Consider the following 24,136-nt stretch of genomic DNA (forward strand, 5'->3'; position numbering starts at 1 on the left):
TGGAGTTTGGGCTGAAAATGAAAACAAAAGAGCTTGAATTGTACTTGAACGACCTGTTGGAAGTCCCCCGCTACAAGGACTATTGCCCGAACGGTCTGCAAGTACAAGGTCGGCCGGAAGTCACCCACATCGTGACGGGAGTGACGGCCAGTGTCGCTCTGCTCGATGCCGCGATTGAAGCCGGCGCCGATGCGATCCTGGTCCATCACGGCTATTTCTGGCGCGGCGAAGATGCCCGCGTCATTGGCCAGAAGCATGGCCGGCTGCGCCGCCTGCTGGTGTCCGACACCAATCTGCTGGCCTATCACCTGCCGCTGGACGGTCATCCCGAGCTCGGCAACAACGCGCAGCTGGGACGAGAGCTCGGCTTGAATCCGACCGGCCGCTTCGGCGACGACCAGCTCGGCTGGACCGGCACGCTGCCGCAATCGATGACCCTGCGCATGCTGGCCGACCACATCGCCGGTGTGCTCGGCCGCGAGCCGCTGGCGATCGGCGATCCGGACCAGCCCGTTCGGACAGTGGGCTGGTGCACCGGCGGCGCGCAGGGCTATTTCGGCGCGGCGATCGCCGCGGGAGTCGATGTCTATCTGAGCGGCGAGGTTTCCGAGCAGACCACGCACCTGGCGCGCGAGAGCGGCGTCGGCTATATCGCCGCCGGCCATCACGCGACCGAGCGCTATGGCATTCGCGCGCTCGGCACCCATCTGGCGCAGCAGTTCGGCCTGCGCCATACCTTCATCGACATCCCGAATCCGGTCTGAACGACGTGTGAACGCGGTCTGACCTAAGGGCCCGACCGGGACGCCGCGGGCCCCCGGGGCCTCAGGCCCGCGTCGTCTTCAGGCTGTCGCGAATCTCGCGCAGCAGCTTGATGTCTTCCGGATCTTCGGGCGCGGGGGCCGGCGGTTCGGCGGCGCGCAGGCGATTGATCGCGCGCACCATCATGAAAATGATGAAGGCCAGGATCAGGAAGTTGACCAGGATGGTCAGGAAATTGCCGTAGGCGAATACCGGCACGCCGGCCTTTTTCAAGGCATCGAGCGTCATTGGCGTTCCGGCTGGCGGGTCGGACAGCACCAGAAACAGATTCGAAAAGTCGAGTTTGCCGATGATGCGGCCGACCAACGGCATGATCAGGTCATTGACCACGGAATCCACGATTTTTCCGAAAGCTGCGCCGATAATCACGCCGACCGCGAGGTCGACCACGTTCCCGCGCATCGCGAAGGTCTTGAATTCCGACATCATGCTCATGGCTTAACTCCTTGCTGTTGTTCATTTTTCACCACGGACCGCAGCGCAAGACTGCCGCAAGGATGCCGCAAACGCAAGCCTGTCGCGGCATTCGGGCCGATCGGCGCGGCCGCCTTACACGCTCGCGCGATGACCGAACACCCCCGGGTTACCGCGCTTTCACTGCCCAATGTGCCTAAGGTACAATTTACGGTTGACGCAAAATCTAAATTGACTTCCCCTGGGGTTTGGAATGAATGACCAGCAAAGCGTGAAGAGCGTGGATAAGGGGCGTCGCAACTGGTTGATCGCGACGTCTGTGGCTGGCGGCATCGGAGGAGTGGCGGTTGCGGTGCCGTTTGTCAGTACCTTTGCACCGTCGGAAAAGGCCAAGGCGGCAGGTGCGCCGGTCGAGGCCGACATCAGCGGGCTCAAGCCCGGCGAAATGATGACGGTCGAATGGCGCGGCAAGCCCGTCTGGATTCTGCGTCGCACGGACGAGATGCTCGCGTCGCTGAAAAAGACCGACGCCGAAGTGGCCGACCCGAACTCGGAAATTCCGTTCACGATGGAAACCCCCGAGTACTGCAGGAACGAAACCCGCTCCCGGCCCGAGCACAAGGATATCCTCGTCGTCGTCGGTATCTGCTCGCATCTCGGTTGCTCCCCGTCCGGCCCGTTCGCGGCTGGCGCCAATCCCACCCTCGGTTCCGACCCCGGTTTCCTCTGTCCGTGCCACGGCTCGACCTTCGACCTGGCAGGCCGCGTCTTCAAGAACAAGCCGGCACCGCAGAACCTTGACGTTCCCCCATACCAGTTCCTCACCGACACCACGATCGTGATCGGCAAAGACGAAAAAAGGAGAGGCTTGATCATGGCGGCGGAAAAGCAAGTCAAGACGACCGGCCTGCTGGGCTGGATCGACGCGCGCTTCCCGGCGACGCAGCTGTGGGAAGACCATCTGTCCAAGTACTACGCGCCGAAGAACTTCAACTTCTGGTACTTCTTCGGCTCGCTGGCGCTGCTGGTGCTGGTGATCCAGATCGTCACCGGCATCTTCCTGGTGATGAACTACAAGCCGGACGGCACGCTGAACGCCGCCGGCATCCCGGTGGCGTACGCCAGCGTCGAATTCATCATGCGCGAGGTGCCCTGGGGCTGGTTGATCCGCTACATGCACTCGACCGGCGCCTCGGCGTTCTTCGTGGTCGTCTACCTGCATATGTTCCGCGGGCTGCTGTACGGTTCGTACCGCAAGCCGCGCGAGCTGGTCTGGATCTTCGGCTGCCTGATCTTCCTGACGCTGATGGCCGAGGCCTTCATGGGCTATCTGCTGCCGTGGGGCCAGATGTCGTACTGGGGCGCCCAGGTGATCGTCAACCTGTTCTCGGCGATCCCGGTGATCGGCCAGGACCTGTCGCTGTTCATCCGCGGTGACTACGTGGTCAGCGACGCGACGCTGAACCGCTTCTTCTCGTTCCACGTGATTGCGGTGCCGCTGGTGCTGCTGGGCCTGGTCGTCGCCCACATCATCGCGCTGCACGAGGTGGGTTCGAACAACCCGGATGGCGTCGAGATCAAGGCCAACAAGGATGAAAACGGCGTGCCGATCGACGGCATCCCGTTCCACCCGTACTACTCGGTGCACGACCTGATGGGCGTGGGCGTGTTCCTGATCATCTTCTCGGCCGTGATCTTCTTCTTCCCGGAGATGGGCGGCTACTTCCTGGAACACAACAACTTCTTCCCGGCCGACCCGCTGAAGACGCCCCCGCATATTGCGCCGGTCTGGTACTTCACGCCGTTCTATTCGATGCTGCGTGCGACCACGGCCAACTTCCTGCCGATCCTGTGGATCTTCTTCGCGGTGCTGCTCGGCATCCTGTTCCTGCGCAGCAAGAGCCTGAAGGTCAAGGGCATCGCGGTCGCGATCGCGGTGCTGCTGGCGCTGGGCTTTTACTTCATCGATGCCAAGTTCTGGGGCGTGGTGATCATGGGCGGTTCGGTGATTATCCTGTTCTTCCTGCCTTGGCTCGACCATTCGCCGGTCAAGTCGATCCGCTACCGTCCGGCTTTCCACAAGACGATCCTGATGGTTTTCGTCGCGTTCTTCCTGATCCTGGGCTACCTCGGTGTGCAGCCGCCGTCGCCGGTGGGCGAGAAGGTGTCCCAGCTCGGTACGCTGCTGTACTTCGCCTTCTTCCTCGCCATGCCGCTGTGGAGCCGCGTCGGCACCTTCCAGCCGGTGCCCGACCGCGTGACGTTCAAGCACCACTAAGCCAGGCCCAAGGACAAGGAACAACGATGAAAAAGCTGCTTTCCATTCTCGCGCTGGCCGGCGCGTGCTTTGCCGGTGCGCCCGCCATCGCCGCCGAAGGGGGCTATCCGCTCGAGCCGGCGCCGGTCAACACCAGCGACCTGTTCTCGCTGCAGCGTGGCGCCAAGCTGTTCGTCAACTACTGCCTGAACTGCCACGGCGCGTCGATGATGCGCTACAACCGCCTGCGCGATATCGGCCTGACCGAAGACCAGATCCGCGAAAACCTGATGTTCACCGCGGACAAGGTCGGCGAAACGATGACCATCGCGATGCAGCCGAAGGACGCCAAGGCGTGGTTCGGCGCGGCGCCGCCGGACCTGTCGGTGATCGCCCGCGCCCGCGGCGACGCCTGGCTGTATACGTATCTGCGTACCTTCTACCGCGACGACACCCGCGCGACCGGCTGGAACAACCTGGTCTTCCCGAGCGTCGGCATGCCGCACGTGCTGTGGGAGCTGCAGGGCCAGCGCGCCGCCAAGTTCGCCGACGTGGAAGAGCATGGCGAGAAAGTGCACAAGTTCGTCGGTTTCGAACAGCTGACGCCCGGCAGCATGACGCCGCTGCAGTACGATACCGCCGTCGCCGACCTGGTCGCCTATCTGGACTGGATGGCCGAGCCGGCGCAGAACCATCGCCGCCGTCTGGGCGTGTGGGTGCTGCTGTTCCTGGGCATCTTCACCGTGTTCGCCTGGCGCCTGAACGCCGCCTACTGGAAAGACATCAAGTAATTCCGGTAGACCGCCCGAGGGCTAGTGCGGAGTTGCGTATGCGACACCGCCTGGCCCTTTTTCCTTTGTGACGGAATGAAAAATGGATACGGCGCGGACGGGCCGCATGCGTCTCCCGCGAAGCCACTGATCCGGCATTCCGTTACGCTATTTGTAACGAATTTGCTTTCCGATGGTGGGTTCTGACAGAATGTTTGACCCAACTTCGGCCTAGCGCCGCCTCCAAGGAATCCCAACCATGATGGTGTTGTATTCGGGCACCACCTGCCCGTTCTCTCAGCGTTGCCGCTTGGTCCTGTTCGAAAAGGGCATGGACTTCGAAATCCGCGACGTCGACCTGTTCAACAAGCCGGAAGACATCTCGGTGATGAATCCCTACGGCCAGGTGCCCATCCTGGTCGAGCGCGACCTGATCCTGTACGAATCCAACATCATTAACGAGTACATCGACGAGCGCTTCCCGCACCCCCAGCTGATGCCGGCCGACCCGGTCCAGCGCGCCCGCGCCCGCCTGTTCCTGTTCAACTTCGAGAAGGAACTGTTCACCCACGTCTACGTGCTGGAGAACGAAAAGGGCAAGACCGCGGAAAAGAGCCACGAGCGTGCCCGTGGCGCGATCCGCGACCGCCTGACGCAACTGGCGCCGATCTTCGTCAAAAACAAGTACATGCTCGGCGAAGAGTTCTCGATGCTGGACGTCGCCATCGCGCCGCTGCTGTGGCGCCTGGACCACTACGGCATCGAGCTGTCGAAGAATGCCGCGCCGCTGCTGAAGTACGCGGAACGGATCTTCAGCCGCCCCGCCTATATCGAAGCGCTGACCCCGTCGGAAAGGTGATGCGCCGCTAAGCCGGCCCGGCCCGAGTCCGCTCGGGCCACCGGCGCGACGCCACTGGAAGTCTTATGCCCGAAACCTCGACCAAGCCCTACCTGATCCGCGCCATTTACGAATGGTGCACGGACAACGGCTTCACTCCGTATATCGCCGTGTTCGTCGACGCGAACACCAACGTGCCGCGCGAATTCGTCAAGAACAACGAGATTGTGCTGAACGTCAGTTTCGACGCGACCAGCGGTCTGGAAATGGGCAACGAGTGGATCAGCTTCAGCGCCCGCTTCGGCGGCGTCTCGCGCAAGCTGGACGTGCCGGTCGATAACGTGCTGGCGATCTACGCGCGGGAAAATGGCCAAGGCATGGCCTTCCCGGTCGAGCGCAGCGTGCCGGAAACCCAGGCCGCGACCGAACGCGAACTGAATCCGCCGCCGAAACTGGCCCCGGTCGAAAGCGACGGCGCCGCGCAAGCCGACAGCGCCGACGCTTCGGACGACGACGATCCGAATCCCCCGCCGGTCCCGCGCATCGGTACGCGCAAGCCTTCGCTGAAGGTCGTCAAGTAAGCCCCTTCGACCGGTCAGCTCTGACGGGTCAACCATCGCCAACGCAGGCCGCATGCAGTAGAATCGCGGTCTGCATTTATGCCGGCTTAGCTCATCAGGTAGAGCAGTTGATTTGTAATCATCAGGTGGCGGGTTCGAGTCCTGCAGCCGGCACCACATTCCTTCCCAGCGTTTCCAGACGTTGCACAGAAAACCTCGCCAAGCCTAGCTTCGCGGGGTTTTTGTTTTCCAGTATCGCCGACCGCCAACGGTGGCTTTCTGGCGACCAACGTTGATCGGTCTTAAGGCGTTACGTAGGTTGGCGTGGCGACTCGTCATTATCAAAAGGAGACGCATCGACAACTCAAAATGGTACGATACATCAAAATCGTAAGTACCATGTATTTTTTGCAAATATCCCAAAAGCATGGGCGAACACACAGAGTCGGCCTGCATGGCGAACGAACAGCTTGCATATTTCGCCCACCCCCAACGCGACCGGCTCGCGTATGTTGAACTACGCGTGCGCTTCATCGGCGCAATACGCCGCCAGGACTTGGCGACGCGGTTTGGCATCCAGTCCGCCGCTGCATCCAGGGATCTGGCGCTATACAAGGAGCTGGCTCCCGGCAACATCGACTACGACTCCAAGGGCAAGTCCTACGTCCTGGGGCCGAGCTTTCAGCCGGTCTTCGACTTCCCCCCGGAGCGGGTGCTGTCGTGGCTGACCCAGGGCTTTGGCGACGGCGAGCCAATGCGGCTCAAAGCGTGGGTGGCCAGCGAGAGCCCGTCACGTCTCACGCACCCGGACCTGGATGTGCTGGCGAGCGTGACCCGTGCGATCCACCAGGAATGCCCGCTTGGCATCGAGTACCACTCCATCTCCAGTGGACGCACTGAGCGGGAGATCGTCCCGTTCGCGCTGATCGACAACGGCCTCCGTTGGCACGTCCGCGCCTTCGACCGCAAGTCCAAGGAGTTCCGAGATTTCGTCATCACCCGGATCAAATGCCCCGTCGTGCTCAAGGGGCAGCCGGTGGCGGCCCACGAGATGAGCGATCAAGACATTCAGTGGACCCGGATCGTCGAGCTGGAGCTAGTTCCCCATCCCGATCAGCCCCGACCAGAGATCACCGAAATGGACTACGGCATGCGCGACGGCGTGCTGCGGATGAAGCTGCGAGCCGCCACGGCCGGATACATCCTGCGCAAATGGAGTGTCGACTGCTCCCCGGACCACAGCCTGCGCGGCCATGAGTACCGGCTTTGGTTGAAAGACCACCTTGCCATCTACGGTGTGCGTAATGCTGTGCTGGCCCCAGGATATGCGGTGCCAGAAACCACTGGCGCAGGAGCAGCTTATGACTGAACAACGGATGCCTTTGCTTGCCCCGGTTGCGTCGGCAGAACCAACGAAAAATGAGAAATGAGATGAAGGAATCCTACCTACCGACATTGTTGCAAATGAGGTTGCTCGTCGGCTTCCTCGGAGAGCGTGCTCAGTGCGCCTGGTGGCCAACGGCGTTTTATGAGGCATCAAGCCGGCTCTTCTTGGAGCCAGTGTTTTCGAAAACGTCTCGCCTAGCTCAGTACCACGGTGTGCTGGAGGCAGCCAGACGTTTGCACGACGAGCACCTTAGTGTCGGCAGTTACCACTTGTTCCGGTTGCCCGAGGAAGTCGAGCAAGACCTGCACGCGACCGTGCAAAGCAGCGTGGGAGAAGAGCTCGCCAGCCAGGCGCCACAAAGTAAAGAGGCTGCGCTTGAAGCGTTGAAGCGATTGTCCGCCACAGGCGGTACGTTTAGCGTGGGGCCAACGGTGGTCGGAAGCATCAAGGATATCGATTCCACCGACACCCTGAAGGCCATCTCAGCGGCCTACCTATCGGCGTTCACGCAGAACGCGAAAACTTATCCGTATCTGGTGGGGTGATCGTGGCCGACAACACGCCCTACACGACTCAGCTGCAAGCAGGCCTTGGACTCGTCAACGAGACCAAAACGCTGCTCGACCTGTGGTCACCTGGCATGTCGGCGAATCAGTTGCATCAGGTCGCACTGGAATCGGGTCGATTCCCCACCGTCACTGCACGCAGGCTTCGCAACATCGTCGTTGAATGCTTCGCTCCACGCTACCTCGTGGCAGGCGGCGCACCGGCGGCACATCTCAAGCGGCTGTCCGCAACGATATCCACGGCTGACCTGACGCAGCTCATGCTCGTGTTTACGAGTCGAGCCAACCCGATCCTTGGCGACTTCGTGCGCCACGTTTTACTGGGCTCGGTTCGCGGGTGGATATACCCAGATCACCAATGACGACGCTCGTACCTTTGTTGAGCGTGGCATCGATGACGGTAAGACAGTCAAGCGCTGGTCGGAAACCACTGTGCGGCGTGTCTCCGCCTACCTGACCGGATGCTGTGCCGACTACGGAATGCTTGAACGCGGGTTGCGTTCGGGCCGCCGCATCCTGCCATTCCGTATCTCACCATTGGTAGCAGCTTACTTGGCCTACGAACTGCACTTTTCCGGCGTCGGCGACAACGCGCTGCTGACCCACGAAGACTGGCAGCTGTTTGGCCTGGCACGCGAAGACGTGCTGGAGGAAATCAAACGACTCTCGCTGAAGGGGTTGCTCATCGTCCAGGCTGCTGGCGACGTGATCCGCGTCAGCTGGAAACAACAAGACATGGAGGCGCTCTGCAATGTCCTCACTCAAAGCTGATTTCGACGAGTTGCGCGAGCGCATCCGCCATGGACGTGAGCTCGGTCATGCGAGCTTCGAGCCGATCTACTACCTGGTCTTCCCGCCAGAGCAAATCCTCGAGGTGAAGCGACAAACGCCCGCCTGGGTGGCGAAACTCCACCAAGAAGGCTGGGACGTGCACACGTTCTCCATCGCCGAACAGATCTGGGCCCTGCTCAAAGACGACCCGTTCTGGTCGCTCTGCGTGATGGAGGACAAGTCAGCACCATTGGATTGGCCGCGTACCAACAAGGCGCTGGCGGACATCCTGACGGCGGATAACGGGCTACTGAAGCGACTAGAGGATGCCCTACAGCCGCTCGAAGGCCAGCAGAACGCGCTGCTGTTGGTAACGGACCTTGAGGCACTGCATCCGTTTATGCGGATCGGCGCTATCGAAAGCCAGCTCCAGGGCAAGTTTCACGTGCCGACGATTTTTCTGTACCCCGGCGTGCGAACCGGCAAAACACGCTTGAAGTTTCTCGGCTTCTACCCGGAAGACGGCAATTACCGCTCCGTCCACGTCGGCGGCTGAACAAACAAAAGAACCCTGGGACACGACTATGACCATTCGCTCACTCTTCGATCCAAGCAAGGACATCTACCGGACCATCGAGAAAGTCATCACCTATGGCGCCTCGCAAGAGAGCCGCCTCAAGGCTGAGATCTCTGAATACGTGGTCACCGAGAGCATTGAGGAGCAGTTCCGCAAGCTCCTCGATCGCATGCAGCTCGCAATGGAGTCCGGTGGCGAAAATGAGGTGGGCGTCTGGGTTTCTGGCTTCTACGGCTCCGGTAAGAGTTCGTTCACCAAATACCTCGGCCTGGCGTTTGACGATCAGCGCACCATTGATGGCACGCCGTTCATCAACTACCTGCAGGACCGCCTTCACAAACCACAGACCAAGGCGCTCCTCAGCACGGTGGCGAAGCGCTTTCCGGCCGCTGTGGTCATGCTGGACCTTGCGAGTGAAATGCTCGCCGGCGCCACGATGGAAGACGTCTCCACCGTCCTCTACTTCAAGGTGCTGCAGTGGGCCGGTTATTCGCGCAACCTCAAAGTCGCTGCTTTCGAGCGCATGGTCGAGAAGGACGGGCGCACCCCTGAACTGCATGAGCGCATCGCCCAGGCATTGCCAGGTGCGACTTGGGCGCGTGTGCAAAACAACCCGCTGGCCATCGACGGGCTGATCCCAAAAATCGCCCATGAAATGTACCCGGCACTCTTCCCTGAGGCCAAGTCCTTCTCTTCCAGCACCGAGGGCTTCTTCCAGTTCGAAGACCAGCGTGTGCAGGAGATGATCGACATCGTCCGCGAAAAGAGCGGCAAGCAGAACATCATCTTCATCGTTGACGAAGTCGGTCAGTACGTTGCCTCGCGCGACAACCTGATTCTCAACCTGGATGGCCTGGCGAAGAACCTCAAGCGGCTGGGCGACGGCAAGGCATGGATCATCTCCACCGCGCAGCAGACCCTTACCGAGGACGACCCTCGCGCAGCGCTGAACTCGGACAAGCTCTACAAGCTGAAAGACCGCTTCCCGATCCAGATCGACCTCGAATCGAGTGACATCAAGGAGATTTGCTACCGCCGTCTGCTCGGCAAATCACCGGCTGGAGAGACCGAACTGGGCAAGCTGTTCGAAGCCCACGGCCAAGCGCTGCGGCACAACACCAAGCTGCAAGACGCCAAGTATTACGACGCGGATTTCAGCAAAGAGACTTTCACCAATCTCTACCCGTTCCTGCCGGCTCACTTCGACATTCTGCTGCACTTGCTTGGCGCCCTGGCCAAGTCCACCGGCGGTATTGGCCTGCGCTCTGCGATCAAGGTGATCCAGGACGTCCTGAAAGGTGAAGGCGGCTCCAAGGCGATGGCCGATCAGCCCGTGGGCTGGCTCGCCACCACCGTCACCCTGTACGACGAGCTGGAGAAGGACATTCGCCGCGCCTTCACGTCCATTCACCAGGCTGTTGGCAAGGTCCAGATTCGCTTTCCGGATTCGCAGCTCCATCAGGACATCGCGAAGTCCGTCGCAGTGCTGCAGATCCTGGGCAACCTGCCGGTGTCGGTGCAGAACGTCACCAGCCTGATGCACCCATCCGTCACCGCACCATCGCAACTCGACATGGTGAAGAAAGCCGTCGAAGAAATGCTCAACGACGTGCATGTGCCGTTGGGCGAGAAAGACGGCAACCTGGTCTTCCTCAGCGAAAAGCTGCGAGATATCGAGCAGGAGCGCGGCGCCATTGCACTGCGCACTGTCGATGTGAAGCGCATCTTCAACGATGCCCTGCGCGAGTCTTTCGATCCGCTGCCCCGCGTCAGCCTCCACGGCACGATGGCCGTCGCAACGGGTCTGAAGGTCCAGGCCGGTAGCGCCATCACCAGCTTGGCCGGTGATCAGAGCACCATTCAAACCGTCGTTGAGCTGGTGCCTGCCAGCGACTACGAGACCGCCAAGAACCGGATGCTGGATGACTCTCGCAGCCGCGCAGGGCGGAACGTCATTGGATTGTTGGCTCGCTCCAACGCCGACCTCGACGATCTCGCCAACGAGATTTATCGCTGCCAGCGCATCGCCGAGCTGCACCGTAACGAGCCCGACCAAGAGGTCAAGGATTATTGCACCGGTCAGCTCGACCGCGCTGCCAAGCTCGCTACCCAACTCCAGAGCAAGATCAAACAAACGCTGCAGGCAGGCTCGTTTGTATTCCGGGGGGCAGGCCACTGCCGTGTCGGCGTTGGATGCCGACCTGCTCGAAGCCGCCAAGAAGCTGCTTTCGGACGTGGCCGACCAGGTGTTCGACCGGTACGTAGAAGCTCCGGTACGCGCGGGCACCGACACCGCCGAGAAATTCCTGAAGGTCGCCAACCCCGCTGCCATCAGCAGTGCGCTGGACCCGCTCGGCCTGGTGCAAACCGTTGCAGGTCGCGCATCCTTCAAGACCGACCACAAAGCGATGATCAGCATCCGCGACTACATCGACAAGCGCGGCACAGTCGATGGCAAGCGGCTGCTCGACGATTTCAGCAACGATCCGTTTGGCTGGTCACCCGATACGACGCGCTACATCGTGGCTGCCATGCTGATGGCCGGCGAAATCAAGCTGAAGGTCTCGGGGCGTGAAGTCACGGCCGCTGGCCAACAAGCGATCGATGCCCTGAAGACCAACAACTCCTTCAAGCAGATCGGCGTCGCACTGCGCGACGAGCGTCCGTCTATCGAAACCCTCGGTCGGGCGGCGGAGCGACTCTCTGAACTGGTCGGTGACATGGTCATCCCGCTGGAGCAGGAAATCAGCAAAGCGGCGGCGAAGCACTTCCCACGCTTCCAGCACGATTATGGTTCCCTGGCCGAAAAGCTCAGCGGGCTGGGGCTGGCGGGCAGCGAGCGCATCCGCACCTTGAACCAGGATATTGCCGATGTCCTGTTTACCGATGCATCCGATGCGCCGCAGCGCTTGGGCGCTGAAACTTCCGCCATTTACGACAACCTCAAGTGGGCGCAGGAAGTGAAGCGCGTGCTCGACAACGGGCTCGACACCACCCTGCGAGACTTGCAGGCCCATCGCCGCGACATTGAGGCCTTGCCGGACACCGGCGTGCCGGGTGAGCTGCGCCGCGAGGTAGCCGAGGACCTGGCGACCCTGTCAGAGCGATTGGGCAAGGAGGACTTCTACAAGCACACCGCCGACTTCAACTCGCAACTCACGCATCTGAAGGGCCGGGTGCGCGACGCGGTCATCACCGTGTCGGAGCAGCAGAAGCTGCGCTTGAAAGAAGGCGTCGAGGACCTGCAACGCATCCCGGAGTGGGAAGAGCTCACCCAGGAGGAGCGCGGCAACGCCGTGAACCGGTTGGATGGCCTCGCCCTGGCAGCCACCCAGGACCTAGTAGGACTCAAGAAACTCCTGGCGCGCGATTACGACATCAACAGCACCCTCGAAGACCTCAAGCGCTCCATCCAACGCCAGGGCCAGGAACGCCTGCGTCAGCGCATGGAGGAAGAGCGCGCCAAAACCGGCGAGAAAGGTCCAGCCAAGCTCTCCAAGTCGATCGCGGTGCCGGCCAAGATGACTTCGGCAGCAGACATCGACTCGCTTATCCAGCAGCTCCACGAAATAAAAGCGCAGATCGGCCTCTACGCAGAAATCGAAGTGACGTTCTCGTTGGGTAATGGGGGGCGATAAATGACAGCCTCGACTCCTTGCCAGGCATGCCAGGAGCAGTTGAAGAAGGGGCGGCATGATTCACCCCATTCGGATCTACGCCATGTTGATACGAGGCCGTTCCGAGGTTCGATGTTCGGCGGCTCGGAGGAGTCAACCTATCAGTGCACCGTGTGCGGCTCGGTCATCGAGCACACCAATGACAAGAATGAGTTTGCCCCTTGGTGGTGGCTCGCGAGCACGGAGAAGAAATAAGCATGGCTTTCGACCAAACAACAAGAAACCGCCTGCAGCGCTTCGTCAACGACGCGCGCCGTGTGCTGGAGGAGGAATTCACCCGCCAGCTCCAGAACGACTACGGCATGGACCCCAACGCGGGCGCCGTGGCCGAGCTTGCCAGCCTGCGCCACATCAACGACGCGCAGCGCGAAACTGCCCGCATCCTGCGCGACACCCTGGCGCACTACACCGCCAGTGGCGACATGAACGCCACGCAAGGTTTGGATCGCATCGTGCGCGAGCAGGCCTTCACCGTGCTCAATCGCCTGGCGGCGCTGCGCATGGCGGAGGCTCGTGGTCTGCTGGTTGAATCAGTGGGCAATGGCTTCCAGGCCAAGGGCTTTCAGCTGTATGCGCGCCTGGCCGGCACCGGCCTGGGCGAAACCGGCGATGCCTACCGCGTGTACCTGTTCAGCGTGTTCGATGAACTCGCCCAAGACCTGCCGGGCCTGTTCGACCGCTACTCCCCGCAGGGCCGCCTGTTCCCGCGCGAAGCGGCGTTGTTGCAAGTGGTGAATCTGATCAACGATGCCGACATCGCTCCGCTGTGGAGCGAGGACGAGACCATCGGCTGGATCTACCAGTACTTCAACTCCAAAGAAGAGCGCAAGGCGATGCGAGAGGCCTCGCAGGTTCCACGCAATAGCCGCGAGCTGGCGGTGCGCAACCAGTTCTTTACGCCGCGCTACGTGGTCGAGTTCTTGGTGGACAACACCTTGGGCCGCCTGTGGTTCAACGCCACTGGCGGGGCAACGGACCTGCGCGAGCGCTGCCGGTACCTGTTGGTGAAACCCGACGAAACGCCCCCAACAGCCACCAAGCTGCGTGACCCACGCACCCCTGAAGCTGCTGGACCCGGCCTGCGGCTCCATGCACTTCGGCCTGTATGCATTCGATTTGTTTGCCGAGATCTACCGCGAAGCCTGGGTCTGGGAGCAACAGCACGGCCCTGGCTCGCTGGATGTTTCCACCCAGCCCCAGGCTGCACTCAAGCCACTGAGCCAGATCTATGAAGATGAGGCGGCATTTCTGCGCGACGTGCCGCGTCTGATCATCGAACACAATATCTATGGCGTGGATATCGACCCGCGCGCCGCGCAAATCGCCTCCCTGGCCCTGTGGTTGCGAGCGCAGCGTGCCTGGCACGACGCCGGTGTCAAAGCCAAAGACCGCCCGTTGATCGGGCGAGGCCATGTAGTCGCCGCCATTGCGCCGCCCGCAGAGCGTGAGCTGCGCCAGCAGTTTGCGGCCAGCCTCGATCAGCGCGATGCCGAGCTGTTCGAGAAGACTCTGCAATTGCTCAAGGGCCTGCCGGAAATGGGCGTGCTCCTCCAGGTCGAGCGTATGTTGCCGAACTTGATTCGCCAGATCTATGTGGGCAAAGGCACCGGCCTTTTTGCGGCGCAAGAGCAGGAGAGTTGGCAACACGCTGAGACACGGCTGAGCACGGCGCTCAATGATTTCGCCCGAGCAGCGAAAGCCACATATCAAGGCCGATTGTTTGCCCAGGATGCTCTACAGGGCCTGCGGCTCATCGATCTGTGTCGTGAAGTATTTGATGTGGTGGTGATGAATCCGCCGTTTGGAGCGTTGGCATCAGGCACAAAGGATCAGCTCGCTAAGGCATATCCTCGCAGCAAGAACGATCTGTTGGCCATTATGGTGGAAAGGGGTCTGGAACTGTTGCGTGCTGGTGGTCGCATTGGTGCCATCACGTCGCGCACTTGCTTTTTCCTCTCCAGTTTCCAGAAGTGGCGCGATGAGGTGGTGTTGGGCGTTGGACATCCTGAGGTGATGGCTGACCTGGGCCTTGGCGTAATGGACGATGCGTTAGTCGAAGCAGCGGCGTATGTATTGGAGAAACAAGTATGAGTCGCTTTATTCGATTGCTGGCTGACTATGACAAGGCGTCTGCTCTTGCCGCCGCCTGCAAAGCGTACCGAGCGGGTGAAGACAATGATCGCTTGTTTTGGGTAGAACCGAAAACGTTCAACTCAATTCCGGGAAAGCCATTCGCATACTGGATAACGGAATCTGTTCGTCGCGCACTGCAAACGTTTCCGTCCTTTGAGCAATCAGATTGCGTGGCGGAGCATGGCGCATCAACTAAAGATGACTTCCGATTTCTTCGAACTAGCTGGGAGGTATCGGAATCCTCCAACAAATGGACTCCTTTCGCAAAGGGGGTAGCTACGCTCCTTTTTACGCGGATATACCTCTTTGCGTAAATTGGAGCGGAGATGCTGAGGAGCTCGAGGCTGCACTTCTGCACAAATATCCCTACCTCGGTGAGTCTGCGAATTGGGTGCTGCACCGAGAGTGCCGCTACGGGCACCCCGGTCTTACTTGGTCGAAGAGAACCAAGAGTGCGCTATCAATGCGTGTTCTGCCAATGGGTTGTGTATTTAGCGACAAAGGGTCAGCCGCATTCGTTAAGAGCGATTCTTCCATCGCTCTGCTTGCATTGCTTGGGCTATGTTCGAGCAGAGCATTTCGCGTCTTTATTGAGTTGCAACTTGCAGCGGCCGACGCCCGTGCAGGCGGCGCAGCAAATTCTTACGAAGTGGGGGTAATTCAGAGAACGCCATTGCCACAGCTAGATGAAGCTTCGCAGAATCAACTGGCGATGCTTGCTCGGCGTGGTTGGTCTTTAAAGCGCACCCTGGATACGGTTCAAGAAACATCTCATGCGTTCATAGCGCCCGCTGCTGTGAGAGGCCGCCTTGGCGACTACGATCCATCTGCAATTGAGGCCGAGCTACAACAGATCCAGGCCGATATTGATGATCTCGCCTTTGGACTCTATGGGTTCTCTGAATCCGACCGAGAAATCGCGGCCCGGCCGTTGTCAATGATTTCCGAAGATGGCGCCAGTGAAGAGCCTGAGGAGGATGAAGAAGATGCCGTGGTGCCTGATGATATGCAGTCAGCAATGCTTTCCTGGGCAGCCGGTGTTGCCTTCGGTCGCTTTGACTGGACTCTAGTCACAGGACAGTGCAAAGCTCTCCCGGAGCCTGATCCCTTCGAACCATTGCCCGCCAAGAGCCCGGGCATGCTGTCAAATGGCGCTGGTCCCTTCCATGCGCATCCGGGCATCCTGGTGGACGACCAAGGGAATCCGCATGACCTCGCACGCTTGATCGAGGAAGTGCTGGTTCGCGTCGAGGTGCCCGAATCGGAAGACGTGCGTCGCTGGCTGCAACGAGAGTTTTTCGCTTTCCATCTGCAGCGTTACTCCAAGAGCCGCCGCAAAGCGCCCATCTACTGGCCGCTGGGCACCCCGTCCGGCAGCTACACGCTGTGGGTGTATTACCCCAGCCTCACCAGCCAGACGCTGTACACGGCGATCAACGACTTCGTCGAGCCGAAGCTAAAACAAGTCGGCGCTGACGTGACGGCGCTGCGCAATAAGGGTTCGGCCCGCACGCGCGACGATGAGAAACAGTTCGAGGCCATGCAAACTTTCGAACTAGAACTGATCGAGCTGCGCGACACCCTGCTCAAGCTTGCGCCCAACTACAAACCCAACCACGACGACGGCGTGCAGATCAGCGCCGCGCCACTGTGGCAGTTGTTCCGTCACAAACCTTGGCAGAAGGTGCTCAAGGACACCTGGGCAAAGCTGGAAAAAGGTGACTACGACTGGGCGCACCTGGCCATGAACTACTGGCCGGAGCGCGTGCGCGAGAAGTGCAAGACCGACAAATCGCTCGCCATCGCGCATGGTCTGGAGGATTTGTACGTCGAGCCAGAGGCCGCTCCGAAGAAGGCACGCAAGAAGAAGGCTGGGGGGCGACGAATGATCAGCAGTGTTCAGGATTACCCGGTCAGCCACTACTTCAATCCGGACGCTGCGCAGCGGTTCTTCATTCCGAAGTATCAGCGCGAATACGTGTGGAAGCCGAGGGACTGGGAGGCGCTGTTCAATGATCTGGAAGATTCCCCCAAGGGACATTTCCTGGGCTCGATCATCTGCGTGAACAACCAGAAGGATTCGATGGCGGGAGGACGTCTGGAACTGATCGATGGTCAGCAGCGTTTCACCACCATCAGCCTGCTGTTCTGCGCGCTCTACGACCGGCTGAAGGCCCATCCAGACCCGGATGACGACTTCAATGTCGAGATGGTGAACCTCAAGAACCGGCTCTTTATCAAGTCGACCAATCATTGGCGCTTTGAGCCCAGCGAGCAGGCGCAGAACAAGGCCGATTTCCAGAAGGTGCTGAGTGACCTCTTCCCGAAGTTGGTCACGGCGCCCAAGGGGCTAAGCTACTTTGGCAATCGCCGTATCGCTAAAGCGTATAGCTATTTCCGTGAGCGGCTGCAACCACTGAGTATCGAGCAAGCATTGTCGCTGTTGGATAAGCTCAAGGCGGCGGTCCTGGTCAAGATCGAGGTGCCCAGCCACTCAGATGCTTTCGTGCTGTTCGAGACGATCAACAACCGTGGCATTCCGCTCTCTGCCATCGACATCATCAAGAACAACCTGCTGGCCGAATTGGACAAGCGCCCCGACTACGGCATCGACCGTGCGTTTGACGAGTGGAAAGACTTGATCGACCTGTTACCCGACCCGGCGGTGCAGGAGCGCTTTCTGCGCCAGCTGTACAACATGTTCAAATACCTCAAGCGGATCGAGGTCAAAGGCTGCACGCGCGCCACGCGCTCGAACCTGATCACCATCTACGACACCCTGCTGCGAAAGCGCCCGGTTTGGCTGTTTGGCGCGCTGCAAGATAAGGGCAAGACCTATTCGGCGTTGCTCAACCCCGCCGTGGCACAAGGGGGAATGGGGGAGACGCTGCGGCAGTCGCCTTGCAGGACCTTCAGCGCTTGGGCGCTGCGCCGGCTTACGCGTTTTTGTTGTGGGCCAGCCAGGTTGCGCAGAGCCAGAAATGGAGTGAGGGCGATGCTGTGAGCCGCTTGGCCGCTTTGCTCACCAAGTGGTTCTTTTGGCGCAACCTCACCGATATGCCGCCCACCCGCGAACTCGACCCGATGTTCATGGATTTGGTCAGCCACTTGCTGAAGCAGATCCGTGGCGGCGACATCAAGATCCTGGATGACTTCGTACAGCAAGCCAGTAATTGGCTGCTGGCAAAGGCAGCTCCACAGGATGTTTGCGAGTCGCGCCTCAAGGGCGATGTCTACCTTGAGAACTACGAGGCCACCCGGTTCATGCTGTGCAAGCTTGAAGAAGCGCACCAAACCCGCGAAAACAAACGCGACCTGTGGGCGCATGACACCAATGATCGCCCCGTCTTCACCGTCGAACACATCCTGCCGAAGACCGAGAACTTGGGGCCAGGCTGGGTGATGATGCTTGAAGGTGATCAGAAAGGCACTGCTGCTGCCATTCGTGAGCGCTGCGCTCACCAGCTCGGCAACCTGACCCTGAGTGGCTACAACTCCAAGCTCGGCACGATGGAATTTTTGAAGAAGCGTGATCGCAAGAACGATCAGGGTGACTTCATCGGCTATCGCAATGGCTTGTACCTGAATGCTGATTTAGCCAGCCGAGATGATTGGAACGAGGCCGCCATTGCGGCGCGAACAGACAAGATGCTCAAGGAGGTGAAGTCCATCCTGAGCCTGCGGGAGGACAAATGACGATTGCGGAGTTCATTCGAGAAAGCGTGCTGCGGCCGCGCTTGAAGCAAGCTGGTTGCTTGGTGGTGTACGACGCTGACAAGCGCTACCGCGAGCAGTGCTTCGACCTAGCGGCCGACAAGGTGCGGGTGGTGGATGCGTCTGACAGCAGCATCGAAAGCCGTGAGGCGGCGTTGCTGGCGCTGCGCGACGTTGGTCAGCCCAAGGCACCGCTGGAAGGCGTGTTGATCTATGTGCCTGCCAAGCGGCCTGAGACCGACGAGCAGAAGCAGGCTGACCCGTTCGCTCTGTATGCAGAATGCGGCGCAGTTTTCCCGCAAGATGATGGCGACGAGTACCTGAGCATCTGTCTGCGTGCCAGGCCGGATCACGCGACCGAGATTCGGCAGGTATTCGCCGGGTCGCCTGCGGGGCCGACCTTTGCCGTGATCGATGCGATCGGCGGTGGCGTGAGTTGGCCCCAGTTGCGAGCCACGCTGAGGGTGGAGTCTGGCCGCGAAATTCTGGCGGCCCTGCTGGCGCCGAGCGTCAGTCAATCTGAAGCGTTGAAGGGCCAGGAAGGCTGGGTGCAAGAGGCACGCGACTTCCTGCGAGCCACCTTGGGCTTGAACGTGAAGACGCGCGGCAAGACGTGGTCCGCTTTGGCGGATGAGCTGTGGCGCTATGTGCTGTTCAGCGAGTTCGTCTTTGATTTGCCGGTGGCGCTGCCGGAGACCCTGAAGGGGGTACCACACGCACCTATGGAAGCCAGACCTATCGTCGAGGATGTGTGCGACCGCCTGCGCACCGATCCTAAGACGCGCGCGGCTTACATCGAGCGCGCGGAAGCCATTGAGGCGGAGCTCAACCTGACCGATCTGTGCGGGGCCATTGAAGACCTGGGCGAGCGCGACACTTTCCCGTTCGAGGAGCGAACCTTCCTGCGCACGGCGATCAAGGGCATTGTCACGGGCGATACCGATGCCACACGCCGGGTGCTGACTCGCCACAAGAGCTCTGTCTGGCTGGGTAAGGGCGAAAGCCAAGCTCAGTGGGAGCTGGTGCGCTCCGGTTTGAGTCTGGTCGAGGCCTGCGAGGACTTCGAACGCCAGTTGCCAGACCACGCCCGCTCCCAGGCCGACCTGATCGATTTCTACCTGGGCAGCCTACGCGAGGCTGACCGCCTGCAACGCGAGTTTGAGCAGGCGGCAGGCGACTTTCTCGACCAGCATGGGTTGATGCACGATGTCATCAGCCAGGCGCGCGCTCGCTATCGCCGTTTAGCTGAGAAGGTCCAGGGCGTGTTCGTGAAGCACGTCGAGAGTGCTGGATGGCCGCCGAACGGGCGCTTGGCGAACGCCGATGCCTTTGATCGCCTGGTGGCAGATCGCCTCAAGGAAAGCGGACGCAAGGTGGCTTACCTGATGGTGGACGCCCTGCGCTACGAATTGGGCGTGGCCCTCGAAAAGCTGCTGGCGGAAGACGGGCCCGTCGAGCTGCAAGCGGCCTATGCGCAGCTGCCAACTATTACCTTGGTTGGCATGGCCAGCTTGCTGCCTGGCGCCTGCACGGGTTTGGCCCTGTCGCTGGAGAACGAATCACTCGTTCCTAAGCTGGATGGGGTGGCGGTGAGCAATGTTGCGCAGCGCATGGGCGTCCTGAGCAAGCGGTACGGAGATCGCTTTGCGGAGATGCCGCTCAACGATTTCGTGCGCGGCAAACCGAAGATTGCCGAGACCGTCGACCTGCTGGTACTGCGATCCACCGAGATCGATAGCCAACTGGAGAGCAACCCCGAAACGACGCTGGGGCTGATTCCGGGCACGCTCAAACTGATACGTGTGGCACTGCACAAGCTGCGGGGCATGGGCTTCAAGGAGGCAATCATCGTCACCGACCACGGCTTCTTCCTCAACGCACAAGCTGAGGCAGGCGATGTGTGCGTCAAGCCACAGGGCAAGTGGCCCGTGACAGCGCATGATCGGATGATGTTGGGTGACGGCACGGCAGATGGGCACAGCCTTGTGGTCAGTGCAGAGAAGGTCGGCATTCGGGGCGACTTCACTCAAGTGGCGCTACCGCGCAGCATGGCCCCCTATCGCTCGGGACATCTGTATTTCCACGGCGGAGCATCCCTGGCAGAGGCCGTCGTCCCTGTGTTGGTCGCGCGGCTGGATACCGCCGCCCATGCGGAATTGCGCAAGGTGGTGGTGGAGCTGAGCTACAAGAACGGCGCCAAACGAATAACTACGCGATTGCCGGTCATCGAAGTGATACTGGTGGCCGACGATATGTTTTCACAAGACATGAGCGTGGAGATATTGCTGGAAGCGCAGGACAGCAAGGGCAATGTGGTGGGAGAGCCGCGCCCAGGCGGCGATGTGAACCCCGCGACCAGAACCGTGACTCTGATGCCAGGACAGCGCAAGCAGATTGCGCTGCGAATGGATGATGAGTTCAGAGGCAAGTTCTCGGTCAAAGCGCTGAACCCCACAACCCTGGCGGCCTACAGCAATCTCGCGCTTGAAACCGACTATACGGAATGATCCCTATGGACGAACTCGACCAAAAACTAAACGCCACATTCGACGGCAAGGTGCTCCGCAAGGATCTGCTGCATCGAATCAAGAAAGGCACCAACGTCCCGACGTTCGTCCTGGAGTTTCTGCTCGCCAAGTATTGCGCCAGCAATGATCAGGCAGAGATGGATGCCGGCATGGAAGCCGTGCTGTCGTCGCTGCAGGAAAACTATGTGCGGCCGGATGAGGCCAACGCAGCGCAGTCCAGGGTGGCGACCAAGGGCAAGCACCGCTTCATCGATAAGGTTCACGTTCGCTACGTTGAGAAAGAGAAGCGCCACTGGGCCTCCCTGGAGAACTTCAATTCGCAGCGCATTGCGATTGGCGAGAAGTTTTACCGGGACAATGACCGGCTACTGGAAGGCGGCATTTGGGCGGAAGTCACCCTGGCGCACAACGATATTGATGAGGACGACTACGCGTTTTCCATTGAAGACCTGCGTCCTATCCAGTTGACGCGCTTTGACTTCGACCGCTACGCAGAGGGGCGCGCGGCGTTCACGCGTGATGAATGGCTTGCGGCGGTGTTGCGCTCCGTGGGGCTGGAACCCAGCAAGCTCTCGAAGCGCGTGCAGATGCATTTCATCGCCAGGTTGGCCGCGCTGGTGGAGCCTAACTACAACTACATCGAGCTGGGTCCACGTGGTACCGGCAAGTCCTATTTCTTCAGTGAGTTCTCTCCCTACGCCACCTTGATCTCGGGTGGCCAGGCAACCAAGGCCACGCTGTTCTACAACAACGCGCGGCGCAAGGTTGGCCTGGTTGGGTTTTGGGACACGGTGGCCTTTGACGAAGTGGGCGGCATCAAGGTCAAAGACCCGGACACCATTCAAATCATGAAGGACTTCATGGCCAACGGGCGCTTTTCGCGCGGTGCCGAAGTTATCGCCGATGCGAGCCTCAGCTTTGTCGGCAACATCGATGTGTCGGTGCAGCAGGTCGTGAACTCGAATGAGCACGATCTGTTTCAGCCCTTGCCGCCGGAGCTCGACTTGGCGGTGATGGACCGATTTGCAGCGTACATCCCAGGCTGGGAGATGCCCAAGAACAGCAGCGAGTTCCTGACCAGCAACTATGGCTTCATCACCGATTACCTGGCAGAGGCCTTCCACTACCAGTTCAAGCACACGAACCGGTACGAGGAAGTGAGCAAGCGCATCCGACTTGGCAAGGCCATCGAGGGACGCGACGAAAAAGGCATCAAGAAGACTGTCTGCGCATTCTTGAAGGTGCTGCACCCCAACGGTCCGCCGACCGACGACGAGTTCGAGGGAATACGTGGCCTACGCCACGGAGTGCCGCCGCCGCGTCAAGGAGCAGATGAACAAGCGCAAACCGGATGACGAGTTTGCGCGTATCAATCTGTCCTACTTCAAGGCCAGTGGCGAGGAGGTTGTGGTTTTCTGCCCAGAGTCGAAGGATGCGCCCGCGACGCAAGAGCCTGCTCGCCGTCGTTTGAATCAGGCAGATGGCCAGCCTGCTGACGTCGTCGAGGTGCAACCCGCCGCGCAGCCGACGCCTGCTGCGGAGTCATCTCCATCAGTGCCGACGCCGATATCACCGGCCCCGGTCGCTATTGCGCCGTCGTCAGTCGAACTCAAGGAACAGCACTTCACCATTCTCTATGGCGACACGGGCTACAGCTATGAGTCGATCATGGGTCCCTATCTGCGGGGTGCCAAATCCGTCGTGATCGAGGACCCCTACATTCGGCTGCAGCACCAGATTCAGAACTTTGTTCGCTTTTGCGAGACGGTTCTGAAAGCTGGAACCGTGAAGAAGATCAACCTGATCACCGGCTACGACGACAAGACCCAGTTGGCTGACATCGCAGAGAAGCTCGATGAGCTGAAGCAAAGCCTGCTGGAGTTGGATGTGGAGCTGGAAGTGAAACTCAACGCGAATATCCACGACCGTGAAATTCGTCTGGATAACGGATGGGTCATCAAGATCGGGCGTGGACTCGACTTCTACCAGAAGCCGGGGGGGCTGGTTTGAAGTGGGTGCGAACGATCTGAGTCTGCGGAAGTGCCTTGAAACCAAAGTTGATATCTTCCGCATATAGCTGCAGTCCGCCCTTCGGTAGCGGGCATGAAGAAGTGAGGGTATCCCGCTTCACCGTGCCTAGTTGAAGCACGGTGAAAGAAGGAAAACGGTCGACTACCGAGGACCGGGGCAGCTACCGCAGTTTCCATCCGTAGAAGTTAGTCGCATTACACTGCCTATGGCTATCGGCAGATTGAGTGACCACTGCGTAGCTTGGCCTCACGCATAGTCGCGTGACCCTTCTTCATTTCCTGGCCCCTCAAAAACGACAGTCCAACTACGGTCGTCGCTCTCACCCGCCATCCAAACTCGTCGGAAAATGCACCCCCGCCCGCTGTGCCGCCTGCACGATGTGGTCCGCCATCGCCCGCTGTGCCAGTGAAGGATCCCCCGCCGCCAGCGCATCAATAATCGCCGTGTGCTCGTTAAACGTCGCCCGCCGCGCACCGCGCTTGTAGAACGGCAGTCGCTGGCTCTCCTGAATGATCTCGGCGCTGTTGCGCAGAATCTCCGCGATCGCGCGATTGCCGGAGATCGCGATGATCTGCATGTGGAAATCGAAATCGAGCTGCGCGGCCTGGGTGAAGTCCGACGCTTCGATGCAGGCCTGCATCGCTTCCGCGTTGGCACGCAGCGCGTCGATGTCGGCCGGCTCCACCACCAGCGCAGCGAGCCGCGCGGTGAAATTTTCCAGCGCGAAGCGCAGTTGGTAGATATCGGTCAGCGAATGCGAGTCGGCGAAGCGCCAGGGATGGGCAGAGGGCGCAGGGCCTTCCGCGACGTACACGCCCTTGCCGGGGCGCGCCACGATCAGACCCAGTCCCTGCAAGGTGGAGAACGCCTCCCGCAGCGAAGTCCGGCTGATGCCGAGGCGCTCGGAGAGCTCGCGCTGGGACGGCAGCAGCGAGCCTGCGGGGTAGGTGCCGTCGGTGATCCATTGCTGGATCAGCCGGGCGGCATTGGCGGCGACTGCGGTCGAGTTGAACATGCCTGATGTCTGAACGAGGAAGAGCGCCGAGGCAGCAGCAAGCGAACTGCCGCGCATCGCAGCGGAGGGGCGCCGC

At 60.3% G+C, this 24,136-nt stretch carries 20 protein-coding genes, 1 tRNA gene and 1 pseudogene; 20 read left to right on the forward strand and 2 right to left on the reverse strand.

Features of this window, described 5'->3' with window-relative positions:
• The first annotated feature begins 17 nt into the window (after nucleotides 1-17).
• A complete protein-coding gene (locus tag OJJOAM_RS10795) occupies nucleotides 18-764 on the forward strand; it encodes a Nif3-like dinuclear metal center hexameric protein (protein ID WP_422647936.1) in 747 nt (248 codons plus the stop codon).
• A 61-nt stretch (nucleotides 765-825) separates the two neighbouring features.
• On the opposite strand, the gene mscL is transcribed toward OJJOAM_RS10795, so the two are convergent.
• Nucleotides 826-1,257, reverse strand: coding sequence for a large conductance mechanosensitive channel protein MscL (gene mscL, locus OJJOAM_RS10800; protein ID WP_149319698.1), 432 nt, complete (start codon nucleotides 1,255-1,257; stop codon nucleotides 826-828).
• Between the two features lie 232 nt (nucleotides 1,258-1,489).
• Between mscL and petA the strand changes: the two are divergent.
• From petA to OJJOAM_RS10895, 19 genes and pseudogenes are all read left to right on the forward strand, one after another.
• Nucleotides 1,490-2,023, forward strand: a pseudogene (gene petA / locus OJJOAM_RS10805) (ubiquinol-cytochrome c reductase iron-sulfur subunit); the annotation flags it as partial.
• 87 nt (nucleotides 2,024-2,110) lie between these two features.
• Nucleotides 2,111-3,514, forward strand: coding sequence for a cytochrome b (locus OJJOAM_RS10810; protein ID WP_422649570.1), 1,404 nt, complete (start codon nucleotides 2,111-2,113; stop codon nucleotides 3,512-3,514).
• 26 nt (nucleotides 3,515-3,540) lie between these two features.
• Nucleotides 3,541-4,284: a cytochrome c1 gene (locus OJJOAM_RS10815; protein WP_149319695.1), complete on the forward strand. Its 744-nt coding sequence runs from the start codon at nucleotides 3,541-3,543 to the stop codon at nucleotides 4,282-4,284.
• A gap of 238 nt (nucleotides 4,285-4,522) precedes the next feature.
• A complete protein-coding gene (locus OJJOAM_RS10820) occupies nucleotides 4,523-5,122 on the forward strand; it encodes a glutathione S-transferase N-terminal domain-containing protein (protein ID WP_422647937.1) in 600 nt (199 codons plus the stop codon).
• 65 nt (nucleotides 5,123-5,187) lie between these two features.
• The gene (locus OJJOAM_RS10825; protein ID WP_149319694.1) at nucleotides 5,188-5,682 is read left to right on the forward strand and encodes a ClpXP protease specificity-enhancing factor; all 495 of its coding nucleotides are present in this window, start codon (nucleotides 5,188-5,190) and stop codon (nucleotides 5,680-5,682) included.
• An 80-nt stretch (nucleotides 5,683-5,762) separates the two neighbouring features.
• Nucleotides 5,763-5,838: transfer RNA gene (locus OJJOAM_RS10830), tRNA-Thr, on the forward strand.
• A gap of 277 nt (nucleotides 5,839-6,115) precedes the next feature.
• Complete coding sequence (locus OJJOAM_RS10835; RefSeq protein ID WP_422647938.1) at nucleotides 6,116-7,030, forward strand: WYL domain-containing protein; 915 nt, start codon at nucleotides 6,116-6,118, stop codon at nucleotides 7,028-7,030.
• Between the two features lie 62 nt (nucleotides 7,031-7,092).
• Complete coding sequence (locus OJJOAM_RS10840; RefSeq protein ID WP_422647939.1) at nucleotides 7,093-7,593, forward strand: BrxE family protein; 501 nt, start codon at nucleotides 7,093-7,095, stop codon at nucleotides 7,591-7,593.
• 2 nt (nucleotides 7,594-7,595) lie between these two features.
• Nucleotides 7,596-7,976, forward strand: coding sequence for a BrxA family protein (locus OJJOAM_RS10845; RefSeq protein ID WP_422647940.1), 381 nt, complete (start codon nucleotides 7,596-7,598; stop codon nucleotides 7,974-7,976).
• Complete coding sequence (locus OJJOAM_RS10850; protein ID WP_422647941.1) at nucleotides 7,909-8,385, forward strand: BrxA family protein; 477 nt, start codon at nucleotides 7,909-7,911, stop codon at nucleotides 8,383-8,385. Before OJJOAM_RS10845 ends, OJJOAM_RS10850 begins: the two co-directional genes overlap by 68 nt.
• Nucleotides 8,366-8,941, forward strand: coding sequence for a BREX protein BrxB domain-containing protein (locus OJJOAM_RS10855; protein WP_004146420.1), 576 nt, complete (start codon nucleotides 8,366-8,368; stop codon nucleotides 8,939-8,941). The genes OJJOAM_RS10850 and OJJOAM_RS10855 overlap by 20 nt, the downstream gene beginning before the upstream one ends.
• Before the next feature lie 28 nt (nucleotides 8,942-8,969).
• Nucleotides 8,970-11,537 (forward strand): BREX system P-loop protein BrxC, encoded by a 2,568-nt coding sequence (gene brxC, locus OJJOAM_RS10860; protein WP_422647942.1) that lies wholly within the window; start codon nucleotides 8,970-8,972, stop codon nucleotides 11,535-11,537.
• Between the two features lie 1,299 nt (nucleotides 11,538-12,836).
• The gene (locus OJJOAM_RS10865) at nucleotides 12,837-13,871 is read left to right on the forward strand and encodes a hypothetical protein (RefSeq protein WP_422647943.1); all 1,035 of its coding nucleotides are present in this window, start codon (nucleotides 12,837-12,839) and stop codon (nucleotides 13,869-13,871) included.
• A gap of 61 nt (nucleotides 13,872-13,932) precedes the next feature.
• On the forward strand, nucleotides 13,933-14,730 hold the full coding sequence (locus OJJOAM_RS10870) for an Eco57I restriction-modification methylase domain-containing protein (protein ID WP_422649571.1): 798 nt from the start codon (nucleotides 13,933-13,935) through the stop codon (nucleotides 14,728-14,730).
• Between the two features lie 505 nt (nucleotides 14,731-15,235).
• Nucleotides 15,236-17,776, forward strand: a complete 2,541-nt coding sequence (locus OJJOAM_RS10875; RefSeq protein ID WP_422647944.1) for a DUF262 domain-containing protein — start codon at nucleotides 15,236-15,238, stop codon at nucleotides 17,774-17,776.
• A complete protein-coding gene (locus OJJOAM_RS10880) occupies nucleotides 17,722-18,468 on the forward strand; it encodes an HNH endonuclease family protein (protein ID WP_422647945.1) in 747 nt (248 codons plus the stop codon). Before OJJOAM_RS10875 ends, OJJOAM_RS10880 begins: the two co-directional genes overlap by 55 nt.
• Nucleotides 18,465-20,993, forward strand: a complete 2,529-nt coding sequence (locus OJJOAM_RS10885; RefSeq protein WP_422647946.1) for a PglZ domain-containing protein — start codon at nucleotides 18,465-18,467, stop codon at nucleotides 20,991-20,993. Before OJJOAM_RS10880 ends, OJJOAM_RS10885 begins: the two co-directional genes overlap by 4 nt.
• Before the next feature lie 5 nt (nucleotides 20,994-20,998).
• Nucleotides 20,999-22,369, forward strand: a complete 1,371-nt coding sequence (gene brxL, locus OJJOAM_RS10890) for a BREX system Lon protease-like protein BrxL (protein ID WP_422647947.1) — start codon at nucleotides 20,999-21,001, stop codon at nucleotides 22,367-22,369.
• Nucleotides 22,347-23,024: an MIT C-terminal domain-containing protein gene (locus tag OJJOAM_RS10895; protein ID WP_422647948.1), complete on the forward strand. Its 678-nt coding sequence runs from the start codon at nucleotides 22,347-22,349 to the stop codon at nucleotides 23,022-23,024. Before brxL ends, OJJOAM_RS10895 begins: the two co-directional genes overlap by 23 nt.
• 340 nt (nucleotides 23,025-23,364) lie before the next feature.
• On the opposite strand, the gene OJJOAM_RS10900 is transcribed toward OJJOAM_RS10895, so the two are convergent.
• Nucleotides 23,365-24,060, reverse strand: a complete 696-nt coding sequence (locus OJJOAM_RS10900; RefSeq protein ID WP_422649572.1) for a FadR/GntR family transcriptional regulator — start codon at nucleotides 24,058-24,060, stop codon at nucleotides 23,365-23,367.
• Nucleotides 24,061-24,136: the final 76 nt, after the last annotated feature.

Origin of the sequence: Cupriavidus sp. H18C1 (assembly GCF_049311595.1) — a bacterium.
GTDB lineage: Bacteria > Pseudomonadota > Gammaproteobacteria > Burkholderiales > Burkholderiaceae > Cupriavidus > Cupriavidus cauae.

What these genes read in the sequence shown, in the direction of transcription:
- OJJOAM_RS10795 (WP_422647936.1), top strand. Translation starts at nt 18, where the DNA reads ATGAAAACAAAAGAGCTTGAATTGTACTTGAACGACCTGTTGGAAGTC.
- mscL (WP_149319698.1), bottom strand. Translation starts at nt 1,257, where the DNA reads ATGAGCATGATGTCGGAATTCAAGACCTTCGCGATGCGCGGGAACGTG.
- OJJOAM_RS10810 (WP_422649570.1), top strand. Translation starts at nt 2,111, where the DNA reads ATGGCGGCGGAAAAGCAAGTCAAGACGACCGGCCTGCTGGGCTGGATC.
- OJJOAM_RS10815 (WP_149319695.1), top strand. Translation starts at nt 3,541, where the DNA reads ATGAAAAAGCTGCTTTCCATTCTCGCGCTGGCCGGCGCGTGCTTTGCC.
- OJJOAM_RS10820 (WP_422647937.1), top strand. Translation starts at nt 4,523, where the DNA reads ATGATGGTGTTGTATTCGGGCACCACCTGCCCGTTCTCTCAGCGTTGC.
- OJJOAM_RS10825 (WP_149319694.1), top strand. Translation starts at nt 5,188, where the DNA reads ATGCCCGAAACCTCGACCAAGCCCTACCTGATCCGCGCCATTTACGAA.
- OJJOAM_RS10835 (WP_422647938.1), top strand. Translation starts at nt 6,116, where the DNA reads ATGGCGAACGAACAGCTTGCATATTTCGCCCACCCCCAACGCGACCGG.
- OJJOAM_RS10840 (WP_422647939.1), top strand. Translation starts at nt 7,093, where the DNA reads ATGAAGGAATCCTACCTACCGACATTGTTGCAAATGAGGTTGCTCGTC.
- OJJOAM_RS10855 (WP_004146420.1), top strand. Translation starts at nt 8,366, where the DNA reads ATGTCCTCACTCAAAGCTGATTTCGACGAGTTGCGCGAGCGCATCCGC.
- brxC (WP_422647942.1), top strand. Translation starts at nt 8,970, where the DNA reads ATGACCATTCGCTCACTCTTCGATCCAAGCAAGGACATCTACCGGACC.
- OJJOAM_RS10865 (WP_422647943.1), top strand. Translation starts at nt 12,837, where the DNA reads ATGGCTTTCGACCAAACAACAAGAAACCGCCTGCAGCGCTTCGTCAAC.
- OJJOAM_RS10875 (WP_422647944.1), top strand. Translation starts at nt 15,236, where the DNA reads ATGCGTGTTCTGCCAATGGGTTGTGTATTTAGCGACAAAGGGTCAGCC.
- OJJOAM_RS10885 (WP_422647946.1), top strand. Translation starts at nt 18,465, where the DNA reads ATGACGATTGCGGAGTTCATTCGAGAAAGCGTGCTGCGGCCGCGCTTG.
- brxL (WP_422647947.1), top strand. Translation starts at nt 20,999, where the DNA reads ATGGACGAACTCGACCAAAAACTAAACGCCACATTCGACGGCAAGGTG.
- OJJOAM_RS10895 (WP_422647948.1), top strand. Translation starts at nt 22,347, where the DNA reads ATGAACAAGCGCAAACCGGATGACGAGTTTGCGCGTATCAATCTGTCC.
- OJJOAM_RS10900 (WP_422649572.1), bottom strand. Translation starts at nt 24,060, where the DNA reads ATGTTCAACTCGACCGCAGTCGCCGCCAATGCCGCCCGGCTGATCCAG.